We start from the raw sequence: 14,671 nt of genomic DNA, 5'->3' as shown, positions 1-14,671 counted from the left end.
GACGATAAGGATCCCATAGCCCCGCTAGATCAAAGGAGAGCGGACATGACAGCGACAAGCAAGATAACGACAACGCATTTACCGGCAACGAACGGGCTGACCTCCACGTTCGCGCAGATGGTGAAGGCCACATTTACGTCGATCATGCGTCGCTGGACGTTTTCCAATGGTCGGCGGCAACTACTGAACCTGAGCGATTTTGACGATCACATGCTGCGCGATATTGGGCTCCGCCGAGAGGATATTTACACAGCGGTTCATTATCGCGGCATGGAGGATCCGACCCAGGTTCTCAGTCAACTCGCAGATGCCCGCCTTCGGATCAAAGCGACGCGCCAGATCTGCTGAAGGGGAGCTTTTTGCAGTTCAGCAAGCCGATAGCTCTTTTTGAACGCACAGACTGATCATCTGGCAGGCGCCACCTTCACATGCCGGGTCCCCTCCCGGCCAGCCTGCCCCTTGCCCGGCCGCTCCTCCGCTGGCCGGGCTTTTTTTATACGCCGGCTTCCCGGCAGCACGCCTCTGCGCATCAAATTGCAACGATTCAACCGCAGGATATCTGCAATCACTGGATAACTGAAATCGCTTAATTTTTTTTCTAAGAAAAGTGTTGCGTTCGCTGTTTGAGTTCGCTAGATGGAGGCCGTCGACAAACGAAGCTTCGTGCTTCTGTCGCAATCGCGCTTCAGCCGGATATGACTGATACGCGAATCCTGCTGGGGAATAGTTTAATGGTAGAACGACGGACTCTGACTCCGTTAGTCTTGGTTCGAATCCAGGTTCCCCAGCCAAATTTTCTTTTCTCAGTAAAAATTAGAAGAAAACGATAAGTTAGGTCTCACCTCAACTTTTCCGTGTTGTATCCAACCAAACACAGCTTCCAGGTATTCGGCTCTTTTAGAGACTTGTGCTTCCTGCGCACTAAAGACGACTGTGTGCCGTTGGCATTGCATCAAATCATTTCGAAACCGAGACACGTACCGGATTGAAACATTACAAAAAATTCAGGTTCCACTCTTGAACTCGGAAACTGCATACACATTTGAAGAAGTGCAGCGCCGGGCCCCTCTGGTCATGGTTTCCGCTATGGCGATGTCGGGGCTGCTCCACTTGTTCAAATGGAGATGGTCCGGCGATGGATTCGCTTATTGTAGCCCTTTCGGGCGATTTTCTCGGCACACCTGTATATTTCTGGGCAGCATTTATCATTGTTGTCGTTGGCCTGCTTGTTTTCGACCTCGGCATTCTGCATCGTGACGAACACGAGATCGAAGCCAAGGAAAGCCTTCTGCTTTACGGTTTCTATGTCCTGATCGCGCTGGCGTTCGGTGGCTGGGTTTGGTGGCAGCGCGGCCCCCAAGCCGGCCTCGAATTTTACACTGGCTATTTGATTGAGCAGAGCCTCGCGATGGACAACATGTTTGTTATCGCGACGATTTTCGGCTTCCTTGCCATCCCCCGTCTTTACCAGCATCGCGTTCTGTTTTGGGGTATTCTGGGCGTTATCGCCTTTCGAGCGGTCCTGATCGGACTTGGTGCTGCGCTCGTGCACGAGTTTAACTGGATTCTCTTTCTCTTTGGCGCTTTCCTTGTCTTCACCGGCTTCAAAATGTTCGGGCATCAGGACGAGACGCCCGACATCGAACAGAACGCCGTATTCAAGTTTCTGCGTCGGCGATTTAATATCACCCGCGAACTGCATGGTCGGCATTTCACGGTTAAGCAACCGCATCCGAAGACCGGCAAGATGGTCACCTGGCTCACGCCGCTGGCAGTCGCTCTCATTATGGTGGAAACTGTCGATCTGATCTTTGCCGTCGACTCTGTTCCCGCCGTCTTCGCCGTCACTCAGGACACGTTCATCGTCTACACCTCGAATATCTTTGCGGTGTTGGGTTTGCGCGCGCTTTATTTCGCACTTGCTGCGGCAATGAACCGGTTCCGCTATCTGCAGGTGTCTCTCGCAATCATTCTTGTGCTGATCGGCATCAAGATTTTCCTTGTGCCACTGGGTGTTCACATCAACACGCTGCTGTCGCTTGTCGTGACACTTAGCATCCTCGCAAGCGGTGTATTTTATTCGCTCTATAAAACCCGCAATGAACCGGACATGAGTGTCGAGGAAATCGCCAAGCAGCAACATATTGAGAACTGATAGAACATTTTTCCAACACGGAGAGGCCGGCCCTATGTGCCGGCCTTTTTCGTCTGTTGCATCACTCGAGCGTACGCCGATACCCCAAGGTGCACTTTATTCATCTGTGCACCGGCTCCGGATCGATCACATGAGCCATTGAGAAGGAAAGCATATCCTTTTGGTGAAGCTGCGTCCCACCTTGCTGATGTTATACTAGTGGTCTGATTCCAACATTTGCATCCCTCGGCTCAAGCGCTGAGCAAATGTTGGAATCAAAAAGACCACTAGCAAGTATATGTATCGAGTGGATTTTTCGAATTTGACGTTTGAAATGGCATAAGTGTCAGTCGGGATTCAAACGTCAAATTCAATCCACTAGGCTTCAAAAATCAACTTATCCGAGAGCACGTCGCGGAAGGCGAAGTTGAACTCCTTATTGCTTGGCGCACTGGTATTCATCATCTTGATAGCGGCAACCATGCTGGGCATGTTTTGCCGAACACGACTGCCTGAGCATCATCTCAGCTCCGAATCCAAGGATGTCATTCGCCTGGCCACTGCGGTTGTCGGAACGCTTTCCGCTCTCGCGCTCGGACTTCTTATCGCCTCAGCAAAAACCGATTATGACGATGCACAGGCCGAGATGAAAACATCGGCGGCACGCATCGTTCTTCTGGATCGAGTTATGGCGCGCTATGGGCCCGAAACCGAGCAGCCGCGTGCAGTGCTCAAAAAAATCATCCAAAAACGCCTTGATCGGTCATGGAATGCTGAAAGAGCAGACCAACTCTCTGATGGAGCTCTACCGGAGTTTAAAGATATCGAGGATATTCAGGCCAGTCTACGCGCCTTGAAACCGGCGGATGCAGCGCAAAGCTCTCTGCAAGCGCGAGCACTTGAAGTCAGCAACATGATTGCCGAAGGCCATTGGCAACTGGTAGAAACCACCGATGAGGGCCTGCCCCTCCCATTTCTCATCGTGCTGATTTCATGGCTGGCACTTTTATTCGCTACTTTCGGGCTGCAAGCTCCAGTAAACGGCACCGCTATATTGATAATAATGGTGTGTTCATTGTCTGTTGCGGGTGCAATTTTCGTGATTTCGGACATGGCGAGCCCATATGCCGGGCTGATACATATTTCGGAAGCCCCACTGCGGACTGCATTGAACCGCCTCGGCGCACCGTAACGCTGCTTTATAGCGCCACAAAGTGCTGAGGTGACACCTCGCGATATTCACGTAAAGGCACGATGAAGTCCGCTGGGCGGATTGGGCTCTTGAGTTCCCCCGCTTCACTTGAAAGTTTGGCCCGTCGCCGATCAGGGTCCGGAACGGGAACAGCCGCCATAAGCTTGCGGGTATAATCGTGTTGCGGATTCTCAAACACAGCCGACCTCGGCCCGATTTCCACGATCTCACCCAGATACATGACCGCGACACGATGGCTTACGCGCTCAACCACGGCCATATCGTGCGAGATAAACAGGAATGCGAGATCGAGGCTCTGCTGAAGATCAAGCATGAGATTGATGACCTGTGCCTTGATGGAAACATCAAGCGCCGATACGCTTTCATCCGCAACGATGACTTTCGGCTTCAGGGCAAGCGCCCGCGCTATACAAACGCGTTGCCTCTGCCCGCCAGAGAATTCATGCGGATAGCGCTTGGCCATATCCGGTGTCAGGCCGACCTTTTCCAACATGTCGGCAACAACATCCTTCGCATCCCGCACGCTCCCCAGCCGGTGTTCAATGTAAGGCTCAGCAATGGCGGCTCCCACCGTCATACGCGGATTCAGCGAGGCATAAGGATCTTGGAAAATCATCTGAACCGACCGTCGCATCTCGCGCATAGCTTGGTTGTCGAGGGCGAGTATATTTCGGCCTTCGACAAGAACTTCACCTGAATCCGGTTCGGTCAGTCGCATGATGGCGCGCCCGGTTGTCGACTTCCCGCAACCGCTCTCGCCGACCAGCGACAGGGTTTCACCCTTGCGGAGATCAAAGGATACATTCTCCACGGCATGAACACTCCCGCTCAAGCGCGCCATGAAGCCCGAGTAAATCTCGAAGCGCTTGGTAAGGCCTTTGACTTCCAGCACCGGTCCATCGGCCTTGTCAACCGTATCCGCCACCTCGACGGGCTTCTCCGAAAGCCCCGTCACATTGTCTACAACCGGAAATCGCAACGGACGTTGATAGCCCTGCATGGAACCGAGCACCGGAACTGCCGAAAGCAGCGCACGGGTGTAGGGATGCTTGCTCTGCCGAAAAATATCGGGCGTCTGTCCTGTCTCAACCTGCTTGCCACGAAACATCACAACCGTACGGTCCGATATTTCAGCCACCACGCCCATGTCGTGCGTGATGAAAAGGACTGATGTGCCCTCTTCTTCCTGCAATGTCTTGATCAGATCGAGGATTTGTCCTTGAATGGTCACATCCAGGGCTGTCGTCGGTTCGTCGGCGATCAACAGTTTGGGTTTGGACGCCAATGCCATTGCGATCATCACACGCTGACGCATGCCACCCGAAAAGCGATGCGGATATTCGTCGAAACGTGACGATGCCGACGGGATACGAACTTTTTCCAGCAAGCGTATCGTTTCAGCGCGCGCATCAGCTTTCGACATTTGCGAATGGCAGAGCAACGCTTCCGAAATCTGGTCTCCGATTGTGAAGAGCGGGTTGAGACTGGTCATCGGTTCCTGAAAGATCATGGCGATTTCATTGCCACGTATCCGGCGCATTTCCTCTTCCCGGAGCGTCAGAAGTTCCCGATCACCCAGCCTGATACTGCCCTTGATGCGGCTCGTATCGTTCTGCAACAGCCGCATGATCGAAAGCGAAGTAACGCTTTTACCGGACCCGGATTCTCCGACGATTGCTACAGTTTCACCGGGACGGACATCGAAGGAAACATCATCGACAACCGCCTTCCAGGCGCCGTCAACCAGAAAGGACGTGGTTAGTCCTTGAACGGATAGTACAGGGTCACCGCTTCCAACCGTCGCAATCTTTTCTGACGTCATAATGTTCCTCCGCTTTACTCAGGCTCTGCCAATCAATCCGGCCAGCGCAGCAAACCATCGAAACGATGTCTGCTTCTATCCTCGAAAGGGGTAGCGATGAGCTCGTTCGATGCCCGGGCCTTGTCAAGTTCCTCGCCTAGACGCTGTGCAACGATAGTTTCCTGGCCGGGATGAAGATTGCAGGGATCGAGATAGAAATAATTGTGCTCCACCTCATGGTCCCTGGTGATGATAGGCGGATTTCCGCGTGCTAGAGCCGTTACCAGATCCCAGGCCGTGATATGGGCATCAGCAGCCGTCACGATAACTCGCAGGCGGTCGAGGGGATTGCTTGTCGGGTCCGGCTCGATCAGAGCCGTAATGCCCGGGCGACCGTCCAGCGTCTTCTTCCACAGTTCAAGATAGCCGGTCTCTCTCTCGCGAATTCCAGCATGGTCGCGCTTTTCCCATGCTTCCAGCGCCGCCATAACGCCGTAAATGCTCTCCTTGCCTACTTTCATGCCTCGCCCGACGCCGAGATTTTGCAGGAAAGCATTGCGGACAAATTCCTTCTTGCCCGCGACGATGCCGGATGTCGGGCCACCCAGAAACTTGTGACCCGAATAGATCACGATGTCGGCACCCTTTTCCAGAAACAGCTTCAGATCATATTCAGATGCCGCATCCACGATCACCGGAACGCCCTTCGCATGCGCGATCTCGACAAATTCGCTGAGATGCAGAAGGCCGTAGTCAACGACGTGATGCGATATGACGTAAACTGCCGCAGCCGTCTTTTCGGTAATCGCATTTTCCATATGATACCGATGGGTTGATGTTGCCTGCCCGATCAGGACGACCTTGCCTCCAGCAAGCCGAATTGCCTGATCGACCGGGGCACCGTAGCTGACCACATGCCCCGTCTGCACAAGAATTTCGTTCTTTTCCGGCGTGACATCCGGCAATCTTTCAATCGCAAGAAGGTTGTTACCTGTCATCGCACCGGCAACTGCAAGCGTAATGCCCGAGGAGCAGGAGGCCGTGACGAAACCAGCCTCGCCACCCGTCAGACGTGCGATCACATCACTCGCCTTGCGCTGCAGATCATTGATTTCGACGAATTGCGGCAAAATCGCTGCCATCGCCTCTACCGCCTCTGGCACGACAATGGATGCACCGAGCGATGTCATCGTGCCGGAAACATTAATGACCGGTCGAAGCCCGATCTTGCGGCGGATATCATCGGTCATTTCATTTCTCCCATTTCTTTCATTGTCTCAGCCATCGACACGTATGCCATAATAATGTAATAACTTCTTGAATTCACATGGAGCACTTGAGTGAGTGTATCGTCATCCACCAACACCGCCGAAACGTCCCCTGCGGACGACACAGAAACGAAGTCGACGCGTCGATCGCGCGTGAGCGGCATCGACCGTGCGCTGCAGGTGATTGACTATCTTTATGAAACCGGCGCTCCGGCCGGTCCTTATGCGATTGCGAAAGCCATCAAGGCGCCTTTGTCGACCGTTTATGTGACCATCGATGATCTGGTTGAAAAGAACATGCTCGCCCGGAACGCGGACGGCGCAATCTGGCTTGGCGCCCGGCTCTATCATTACGGTCTTGCCTATGCACGCTCGCTCGATTTCATGAGCGTCGCCACGCACGAGATGCACGATCTCTGCCGTGAAGCGAACGAAGCTGTGCAATTGTGCGGTCGGGATGGCGATCACATGCTTGTTCTGGCCATGGCGGACGGGCCGAGCCCGTTTCAGGTTGCCTCGCGCGTTGGCACCAGAGTGCCGCTGAACTGGACGGCATCCGGCCGCCTTCTGGTCGGTCATTTGGCAGCTAGTGAACGTGTCGAGCTTTTCAGGCGCTGCGCCCGGACGTCTCCAACCGGCCGAGCCGAAATCGACGCTACAAGCCTTTCGGACGCTGCCGCGAAAGCGTTCGACGAGCGACTCTCGATCCAGATTGCGGAATCCGACTATGCTGTTGCCTGTATTGCTTCGCCAATCTGCGACCGTGATGGGCAATGCGTTGCGACGATCTCCATCGTGCTCCCCGAACAGAAAGTGCTTTCCGACGAGGGTCGCTACACCAATCAGGTGCGTACCTCGGCAGCAAAGATCGAAAAGCTGATGGGTTGGCGCAATCATTGACATTATCCTAGTCGTTCAAAGCGACGATCGCTTCGATTTCGACCGTGATATTGCCCGGCAACGAACCAAAGCCGACGGCTGAACGTGCGTGCTGTCCGGCGTCGCCAAAGACTTCGATGAACAGATCGGAGCAGCCATTGATAACGTTGGGATGCAGTTCGAAATCCGGCACTGCGTTGACCATGCCCAGAAGCTTCACAACACGCTTCACGCGGGAAAGGTCGCCCAGTGCCTCGTGCATGACAGCCAGCAGATTGATGCCAGTCAGACGGGCATCCTGATAGGCTTGATCGATGCCAATATCGCTGCCGACCTTACCCGAGCGCAAATGGCCGCTCTCTTCCCGGGGCCCCTGTCCTGAAAGATAGAGAATATTGCCCTCGCGAACATGCGTGACAAAATTTGCGATCGGCGGCGGAGGCGGTGGCAAGGTTATGCCGAGCGATGCCAGCCGGTCGTAGGGAGAATGCTGTATTTCGGTCGTTTGGGGAGAATGAGTCACGAATTTTCCTCATTATTTCGTCACGGGACGTTCCCGCAAATTCAATGTTGTGCCGATAGTCTCAGCGCCACGAATAGCCATGGCTATGGCGAACGAGTTTGCGCGCACGTGGAATATACCGGCTGGCCGTAATGGCCTCGGCACCGATGACTGCGTAGCGGGGTTCGAAAAGCCGGTTCAGGCGAGATACATCGCCGTTGGAATCCGTCGCTTCCAAGTCGGCGTCAACCAGATCAAAGATCGTGAAATCGGCACGTTGGCCAACGGAGAGCCGGTTTTCCATCGAAAGCTTGATCACCGACGCCGGATTATGCGTGACGGCTTCGATGACATTTTCAAACGGCATGTTGACCGACAGCAGTTTGGACATGGTCGTCGCCAGATCCCAGACAGGGAAGTTCATCGAATGGCCATGAAGGTCCGTCGAGATCGAAAATGGAAGGAGGCCCCGTTCAATTGCTGCTTCAGCGACCTTGAATGAGAAGGACGCCCCACCATGGCCAATATCTAGTCGGATGCCCTCACCCGCACAGCGTTCCGCGAGGTTGAAGAGATCCTCGTCTTCCATGATGCTGGAACCGGACTTGCCGTTGAAGCAATGTGTGACGACATCGCCTGGGCCGAGGATTTCAAGAACTTCGTCATAAAGCGCAGGCGGTTCGCCCACATGCACCATCATCGGCACTTTGAGTATCTTGGCAATCTTCTTGCCAAGCTTGACCGGTGTGACACCCCAAGACCCGGTGATAACATGGCTGGCGCGGACTTTGATCCCGACAATATGCTCACTGTTGGCGGCGTAGCATTCGAGAATGCGATCAAGATCAATGTCCTTGATGTCGCGCAGTTCCGGAACCCGGTTGCAGGCGACGAGACCTATCGAACCAAGATTGAGGAAAGCCTTGATCCGCTCCTTTGCCGGCTCAATGATATATTCCCGGAAGCCGTGGAAATTGGCCTCTCCCGCTGAACCGGCATCGACGAGCGTCGTCACCCCACGTTCAGCGCCGCACTCCGACGGGCGTATCGAGATGTCCGTACCGCCATGCCAGATATGAACGTGCAGATCGACCCAACCTGGCGAAATCCACGCGCCTTTGCCATCGATGCGCTCGGCATCAGCCGGTGCGTTCAACGACTTGCCGATAGCGCTGATATTGCCGTCTTTGCCTACCAGAATATCGGTTGTCGCATCGGAGTGTTCCGCACCGAAAGCTACCGGTTTGACATTGGTGATGAGGAGCGTTTTCGCCTGTTCACCGGAAATCATATTACAAATCCCTTCGCAGTCTTGGGTCGAGCATGTCGCGTAGTCCGTCCCCCACCATCTGGAGCGAGAGGACAGAAAGAATGATGGCAAAGCCGGGGAAATAGGTCATCCAGTCGGCCTGACCGATATATTGGCGTCCCGCGGCAATCATCGTTCCCCAGGTCGGAATTTCAGGGCTGACGCCAAGACCGAGGAACGAGAGGCCCGCTTCGGCGAGCATTGCGCTCGCAAACAGGAAAGTGCACTGCACGATAATGGGCGAGATCAGGTTCCTCAGCACGTGCCGCGTCATGATGTGGAATGTCGAAATTCCAAGCGATTGAGCGGCTTCAACATAGGGCAATTCACGGATCACCAATGTCGAGGCACGCACGATACGCGCCAGCCTTGGTGAATAAACCACCGACAGCGCGACGATGACCGTCGCCAGCGAGGGGCCGAGCGCAGCAACCAATGCAATGGCCAAAAGAATATCAGGGAAAGCCATCATCGCATCGATCAGGCGGGCAATCGGTGTGTCCAGACGCTGAAAGAAACCGGCGAGCAGTCCGAGCGTAACCCCTATGATCGTTGACAAGACAACAACAGCCGCTCCAACCATAAGTGACAACCGTCCGGCGTAAATCGTGCGCGAAAAGACATCGCGTCCGAACTCATCCGTACCGAACCAGAACATCTCGCTCGGTGGCTTGAGACGGTTGACGATGGAAAGCTTCGACGGTGAATAAGGTGCAATCCATGGCGCGAACAGCGCAAGGATAACGAAGACCGTCAGAACAATAATGCCTGCCGCCACGGTCTTACGCTTGAACAATCGACGAATGAACAACGCGCGTTCCGAAGGTGCTTTTTGTGTGGTCGTAACAAGATCGGCCATCAGTAACGAACCCTCGGATCCACGAACAGATAAAGCATGTCGATGATGAAATTGATCAGGACATAGAGCCCTGCAATGACGAGCAGCGCCCCCTGAATTACCGGATAGTCCCGTCGCAGGACGGCAGACACGACAAGATTTCCAACCCCCGGCACACCAAACACAGTTTCCGTCACCACTGCGCCAGAGATCAGGACGGCTGCGGTCAGGCCGATGACTGTCAGGATCGGGATCAAAGCGTTTTTCAAGGCATGTTTCATAATCACGCGCCGCTCGATCAACCCTTTTGCGCGCGCCGTGCGAATATAATCATCGCCAAGGACGTCAAGCATCGAGGCACGCGTGAAACGCAGGATCAGGGCAGAGGAAACCAGTCCCAGCGCGAAAGCTGGCAGGATCAGATGGTACATCCGGTCCATAAAGCTTGAACCAGGCCCGCCATAGCCGGATACCGGAAACAGGTTCAACCGGACCGCAAAAAACTGCATGAGGATGAGCCCGAGCCAGAAGCTCGGTATGCTTGCTGCGAGCATGGCAACCGTTGTCGCCGCCTGATCGACAAAGGAACCGCGCCGGTAAGCGGCGTAGATCCCAACCGGCAAAGCAATGATGCAGGCGATCAGAAGAGAAAGAACCGTCAGAAAGAATGTCGGTTCGGCTCGATCAAGCAACGCTGCTCCAACCGGCATGTTGAGAAAAATCGACTGACCGAGATCACCCTTCAAAAGCTGACCGATATAATAGAAGTATTGAATGACCAGCGATTGATCAAGTCCGAGCCGGGCGCGCAGATCAGCAATGTCCTGCGCCGACGCATCCGGTCCGAGCATGACGGCCGCAGGATCGCCGGGTGTCACTCGAACGATCACGAATACAATCGTGACGACCAGAAACATGACGACGGCCATGCCGACAAACCGCTGAAGGATGTAGCGCACCATGCGATCATATTCTCCAGATTGATCCGTTTAGAGCACCGTGCGTCCATTTGGACGCACAAAGGTCGCTCCAGCTTATTGAAGCTACGCATCGTGCCTTCCAAAAATCGATTCCGATTTTTGAGCCGATGCTGTAGCGAATGCCGACCAGCCGATCGGCATTCGCAATGGCAGGAAGTTACTTTTTCAGCGAAGCGTTCCAGAAATAGGGCCACGGAGCCGGATCGACACCCTCGAGTTTGGTCGACATGGCCGCAACAGCGTTGAAGTCACCGATCTTGATCAAGGGCAGTTCGTCATAGATGGTCTTCTGGACATCTGCCCACAGCGCAACACGCTTTTCTGGATTGGATTCGGATGTGAACGCATCGACCACGGTTTTACGCGCAGGCGTATCCCACCAACCCGGCGAACTGGTCGACAAAGAGCCGATCAAAGCAGGTTCGGGCAGGAAAGGGCTGTGCGTTATGTAAATATCCCAAAGCTTGGGATCAGCACGGCGCTGCGTCAGTGTCGCCCAGTCGACAACCTGCAGGTCCACCTTGAAGCCAGCAAGTTTCAGATATTCGGCAGCCACCTGCGCCATCTTATAATGGAACTCATATTGGCGGCTGGTCAGGATACGCAGCGGTTCGCCATTGTAGCCCGCAGCCTTCAATGCTTCTGCCGCCGCCTCGGGCTGGGCGACATTATAGTTTCCCTCGACACCAGCTTCCGTATTCCAGACAAAGTTGGACGGATAGAATGCACCGTCCAGGGCGTAGAATTCCGTACTGCCAAATGCAGCCGCAAGCATGTCTTCCATGCTCAATGCCTGTGTCACGGCCTTTCGCACCGGCAGCTTCGACGCCACGCCTTCCTTGGTGTTGAACACAAAGACAGGATAGCCGAAGGGTTTCAGAAGCAGCGGCTGTGAAGCAGTTGAAGACTTGATCTTGTCAAATGATTCCACCGGAATGGAATCGACATAGTCGTATTGTCCGGAAACCGCCGCTTCAACACGGGTATTTGCGTCAGGAACCGAAACAAACCGGATCTCATCGAGATATTGATGACGCGCTCCACCGTAGCCGTCACTCTCGCCGTCGCGCGACTTGTAACCATCGAAACGCACGAGCTGAATGTATTGATCCGCCTTGCGCTCCTTGAGCATGTAGGGACCGGTACCGATAAACTCGTTCATCGGCTCTGCCTGCTTTTCCGACGGGATGATGATCGCCGCAGAATTGTTGAAAGCGAGCAGAGAAGTCAGCGGCGCATAAGGCTGCTTGAGCGTGATGGTCACTGTAGCCGGATCAGTCGCAGCAATATTTTCGATGAAGGCTGACGCCTGCTTTCCGCGTGATGCCAGCTTCGTCCAACGCTGCAACGACGCAACGACGTCTTCCGATGTCATGTCACTGCCGTCATGGAATTTGATGCCAGAGCGCAGCTTTATCGTATAGGTTTTCCCGTCTTCGCTGATTGCTGGCAGGCTTTCGGCCAGTAGCGGCGTCGGTTTCCATTCCTTGTCGAATGTATAGAGCGTTTCAAAAATATGCTGTGTGACAATGCCCACAAGATCGGCAGTGGATACCATCGGGTCGAGCGTCGGCGGCTCGCCAATGGTCGCGACATTGATGACGCCACCCTTGTCTTGCGCCAGCGAAAGGCCAGGACTGAAAATCATGGCTGAAGCCAGAAGGAGTGCTAATTTGATCCGCAAGGCATAATCCCCATTTTTAGTTTGTTCCACAATTATGTTATATAGCCTTTTATAAAAGAATATCTGAGAACTTCAGGGTGTCAATCCATCAAAAAGATTCGACTGGAAATCTTCAGGCGATAAAATTGGAACTCTTTCCAAATTAAGGAGATACGGCGCGGCAAAAGTAAGAAGCGCCGCGAGGGACACTCGCCTTTCGTTAGCTTTCGGCTTTAGTGGCGGTGTCGACAAAAGGGTCGGATGCGGCCAGGAACACCAGCGTCGCGTCAAGCCCGAGGTTCACCATACGAATGCGGCAACGCCGATACTATCCGCGTTTTTCAGATTTTATGGGTGGCACCTCCGAAGCTGTATCGATAAGAGTGCGCCATGACACGCAAAGGCCAAGGCTACCTCTTCACACTTCTCGCAGTTACCATTTTTGCAACGCAGGACGGTATTTCGAAATACCTTGGCACTCATTATTCGCCGATCCTGATAACGATGATCCGCTATTGGGTCTTTGCAGCCTTTGTTCTTATGCTTGCAATGCGCTCCGGCGGCATCGCCAAAGCCGCAGCAACGAAACGTCCCTTTCTACAACTTTTTCGCGGAATTTTGCTTGCTGCGGAAATCGTTACGTTCATATTCGCTCTCAGTCGCGCAGGTATGGCAACAGCGCAGTCAATCTTTCAGGGCGCACCTTTATTGGTGACGATGCTCTCCGTGCCATTCCTGGGTGAAAAAGTTGGCTGGCGACGTTGGACGGCGATCGTCGTCGGACTGATCGGCGTTTTGCTGATTATCAATCCTGTGAATGCGAAATTCGACGCAAGTTTGCTTCTGCCGGTGGCCGCGATGGTCATGTTCGCCGTTTATGCCGTTGCGACGCGCGCCGTCAGCAAGAGTGACGATGCCATGACCAGTTTCTTTTACACCGGCATAGCAGGGGCCGTGGCCCTCACCTTTGTTGGCTGTTTCTATCTGATGCCAATTGCGCGAAGCGACTGGTTCTGGATGGCAGCTCTTTGTGCCTGCGGTATCGCAAGCCACTACTTTCTCATCCGCGCCTACAACATTCTGGAAGCGGGAGAAGTGCAGCCCCTCACCTATCTGCAGCTTGTTATCGGAGCATGTATCGCGGTCACGGTTTTCCACGAACAGTTGACATGGAACATCGTCGCTGGCGCGATTGTCGTCGTTGGCGCCGGACTGTTCTCGGTCTTCCGCGAACGGCAACTTGGCAAAAGCAAACCGCCAGCACTTGGATAGGTAACAAACTCGATATGGAAAGAGCGGATAAGTCAAAAAATGTTAAAGGGCTTTCCGCCAGTTTATTTCACGTCTTGGTTTATGATCTTTATGCCTTTCTATTCGGGGGCCTAACCGAATATCGAAAGGTTTTTATCATGAAAAATGCAGGCATAGGCACCTTTATGCTGACCATTCTTGCCAGCGGAGGCGCGATGGCCCAAAGTGCGCCGCAAATTTCGCCTGAAGATCTTTACAAGGCTGCAACAAATCAGCTTGGTATTGTCGAATACTGTAAGGATAAGGGTTTTGCCACGCAGGAAGACATTGACGGCCAGCAGTCGATCATGAAATTGATGCAGGCACCGGCTGATAAGGCGGGGCTCGACGCCACCCTCGAAGCAGGAAAGAAAGGCGTCGTCCAGTCGATGGGTCAGGAAACCGATGTCGAAGAATTTGCCAAGACATCAGGCAAGAGTGTGGAGCCGTTCTGCCAGCAGATCACGACTGCGATCAAGCAATCGGCGGCACAGATACAGAAATAGACTGCCTGGGAATGATCTTCGACGTCTTTATTATCCAGAAACCCCGGCCCATCCAGATCGGGGTTTCCATGACATATACCGCAGAACATGTCTCAGCCGCCTGCTCACCAAAAAGAGTGGTCGCCTTTGTCAGACAACAGCGCGCACTGACTTGACAGATTAATCTTGATAATTTAATTCATGTTTTGACCTCTAGTGGTCGCGTAGACTTCCAGCCGGCGCTTGACCTACCGAGAGCGCCGGTCTTTTTATGTCCTGTGCACAACACAAGCGCGGTCGAACAGGTAT

13 protein-coding genes and 1 tRNA gene are annotated in these 14,671 nt (G+C 53.8%); 7 read left to right on the top strand and 7 right to left on the bottom strand.

Annotated features, from left to right (window positions below):
- The first annotated feature begins 45 nt into the window (after positions 1 to 45).
- From FIB18_RS12325 to FIB18_RS12305, 4 genes are all read left to right on the top strand, one after another.
- On the top strand, positions 46 to 348 hold the full coding sequence (locus tag FIB18_RS12325) for a DUF1127 domain-containing protein (RefSeq protein WP_140020990.1): 303 nt from the start codon (positions 46 to 48) through the stop codon (positions 346 to 348).
- A 369-nt stretch (positions 349 to 717) separates the two neighbouring features.
- A tRNA-Gln gene (locus FIB18_RS12315) sits at positions 718 to 791 on the top strand.
- A gap of 344 nt (positions 792 to 1,135) precedes the next feature.
- Positions 1,136 to 2,155 (top strand): TerC family protein, encoded by a 1,020-nt coding sequence (locus FIB18_RS12310; protein WP_140020988.1) that lies wholly within the window; start codon positions 1,136 to 1,138, stop codon positions 2,153 to 2,155.
- A 406-nt stretch (positions 2,156 to 2,561) separates the two neighbouring features.
- Positions 2,562 to 3,326: a bestrophin-like domain gene (locus FIB18_RS12305; RefSeq protein WP_158295706.1), complete on the top strand. Its 765-nt coding sequence runs from the start codon at positions 2,562 to 2,564 to the stop codon at positions 3,324 to 3,326.
- A 7-nt stretch (positions 3,327 to 3,333) separates the two neighbouring features.
- On the opposite strand, the gene FIB18_RS12300 is transcribed toward FIB18_RS12305, so the two are convergent.
- Positions 3,334 to 5,169 (bottom strand): ABC transporter ATP-binding protein, encoded by a 1,836-nt coding sequence (locus FIB18_RS12300; protein ID WP_140020987.1) that lies wholly within the window; start codon positions 5,167 to 5,169, stop codon positions 3,334 to 3,336.
- Positions 5,170 to 5,201: 32 nt separating this feature from the next.
- On the bottom strand, positions 5,202 to 6,398 hold the full coding sequence (locus FIB18_RS12295) for an aminotransferase class V-fold PLP-dependent enzyme (protein WP_140020986.1): 1,197 nt from the start codon (positions 6,396 to 6,398) through the stop codon (positions 5,202 to 5,204).
- A gap of 90 nt (positions 6,399 to 6,488) precedes the next feature.
- On the opposite strand from FIB18_RS12295, the gene FIB18_RS12290 reads away from it, so the two are divergent.
- Positions 6,489 to 7,316 carry an IclR family transcriptional regulator gene (locus tag FIB18_RS12290; RefSeq protein WP_140020985.1) on the top strand — a complete coding sequence of 276 codons (828 nt, stop codon included), beginning with the start codon at positions 6,489 to 6,491 and terminating at the stop codon, positions 7,314 to 7,316.
- A gap of 7 nt (positions 7,317 to 7,323) precedes the next feature.
- Here the strand turns inward: FIB18_RS12290 and FIB18_RS12285 are convergent, their stop codons facing one another.
- From FIB18_RS12285 to FIB18_RS12265, 5 genes are all read right to left on the bottom strand, one after another.
- Positions 7,324 to 7,818: a RidA family protein gene (locus tag FIB18_RS12285; RefSeq protein WP_168436646.1), complete on the bottom strand. Its 495-nt coding sequence runs from the start codon at positions 7,816 to 7,818 to the stop codon at positions 7,324 to 7,326.
- A 61-nt stretch (positions 7,819 to 7,879) separates the two neighbouring features.
- Positions 7,880 to 9,088, bottom strand: coding sequence for an amidohydrolase/deacetylase family metallohydrolase (locus FIB18_RS12280; RefSeq protein WP_140020984.1), 1,209 nt, complete (start codon positions 9,086 to 9,088; stop codon positions 7,880 to 7,882).
- A gap of 1 nt (position 9,089) precedes the next feature.
- A complete protein-coding gene (locus FIB18_RS12275) occupies positions 9,090 to 9,965 on the bottom strand; it encodes an ABC transporter permease (protein WP_140020983.1) in 876 nt (291 codons plus the stop codon).
- Entirely contained in the window at positions 9,965 to 10,906 is a 942-nt protein-coding gene (locus tag FIB18_RS12270) for an ABC transporter permease (RefSeq protein ID WP_174977420.1), read from the bottom strand. The genes FIB18_RS12275 and FIB18_RS12270 overlap by 1 nt, the downstream gene beginning before the upstream one ends.
- A gap of 175 nt (positions 10,907 to 11,081) precedes the next feature.
- Entirely contained in the window at positions 11,082 to 12,572 is a 1,491-nt protein-coding gene (locus FIB18_RS12265) for an ABC transporter substrate-binding protein (RefSeq protein ID WP_407921857.1), read from the bottom strand.
- Positions 12,573 to 12,977: 405 nt separating this feature from the next.
- On the opposite strand from FIB18_RS12265, the gene FIB18_RS12260 reads away from it, so the two are divergent.
- Together FIB18_RS12260 and FIB18_RS12255 are read left to right on the top strand one after the other, a co-directional pair.
- Positions 12,978 to 13,859, top strand: coding sequence for a DMT family transporter (locus FIB18_RS12260; protein ID WP_140020981.1), 882 nt, complete (start codon positions 12,978 to 12,980; stop codon positions 13,857 to 13,859).
- 14 nt (positions 13,860 to 13,873) lie between these two features.
- Positions 13,874 to 14,383, top strand: a complete 510-nt coding sequence (locus FIB18_RS12255; RefSeq protein ID WP_140020980.1) for a hypothetical protein — start codon at positions 13,874 to 13,876, stop codon at positions 14,381 to 14,383.
- The last annotated feature ends 288 nt before the right edge of the window (positions 14,384 to 14,671 follow it).

The organism is Brucella pecoris, assembly GCF_006376675.1.
Lineage (GTDB): Bacteria > Pseudomonadota > Alphaproteobacteria > Rhizobiales > Rhizobiaceae > Brucella > Brucella pecoris.
The sequence above is the reverse complement of the archived record's forward strand: the minus strand, read 5'-3'. Positions and strand labels throughout refer to the sequence as shown.

Coding starts and splice junctions, on each gene's coding strand:
- FIB18_RS12265 (WP_407921857.1), bottom strand. CDS start 12,572: ATGATTTTCAGTCCTGGCCTTTCGCTGGCGCAAGACAAGGGTGGCGTC.
- FIB18_RS12325 (WP_140020990.1), top strand. CDS start 46: ATGACAGCGACAAGCAAGATAACGACAACGCATTTACCGGCAACGAAC.
- FIB18_RS12275 (WP_140020983.1), bottom strand. CDS start 9,965: ATGGCCGATCTTGTTACGACCACACAAAAAGCACCTTCGGAACGCGCG.
- FIB18_RS12260 (WP_140020981.1), top strand. CDS start 12,978: ATGACACGCAAAGGCCAAGGCTACCTCTTCACACTTCTCGCAGTTACC.
- FIB18_RS12270 (WP_174977420.1), bottom strand. CDS start 10,906: ATGGTGCGCTACATCCTTCAGCGGTTTGTCGGCATGGCCGTCGTCATG.
- FIB18_RS12255 (WP_140020980.1), top strand. CDS start 13,874: ATGGAAAGAGCGGATAAGTCAAAAAATGTTAAAGGGCTTTCCGCCAGT.
- FIB18_RS12280 (WP_140020984.1), bottom strand. CDS start 9,088: ATGATTTCCGGTGAACAGGCGAAAACGCTCCTCATCACCAATGTCAAA.
- FIB18_RS12295 (WP_140020986.1), bottom strand. CDS start 6,398: ATGACCGATGATATCCGCCGCAAGATCGGGCTTCGACCGGTCATTAAT.
- FIB18_RS12300 (WP_140020987.1), bottom strand. CDS start 5,169: ATGACGTCAGAAAAGATTGCGACGGTTGGAAGCGGTGACCCTGTACTA.
- FIB18_RS12310 (WP_140020988.1), top strand. CDS start 1,136: ATGGATTCGCTTATTGTAGCCCTTTCGGGCGATTTTCTCGGCACACCT.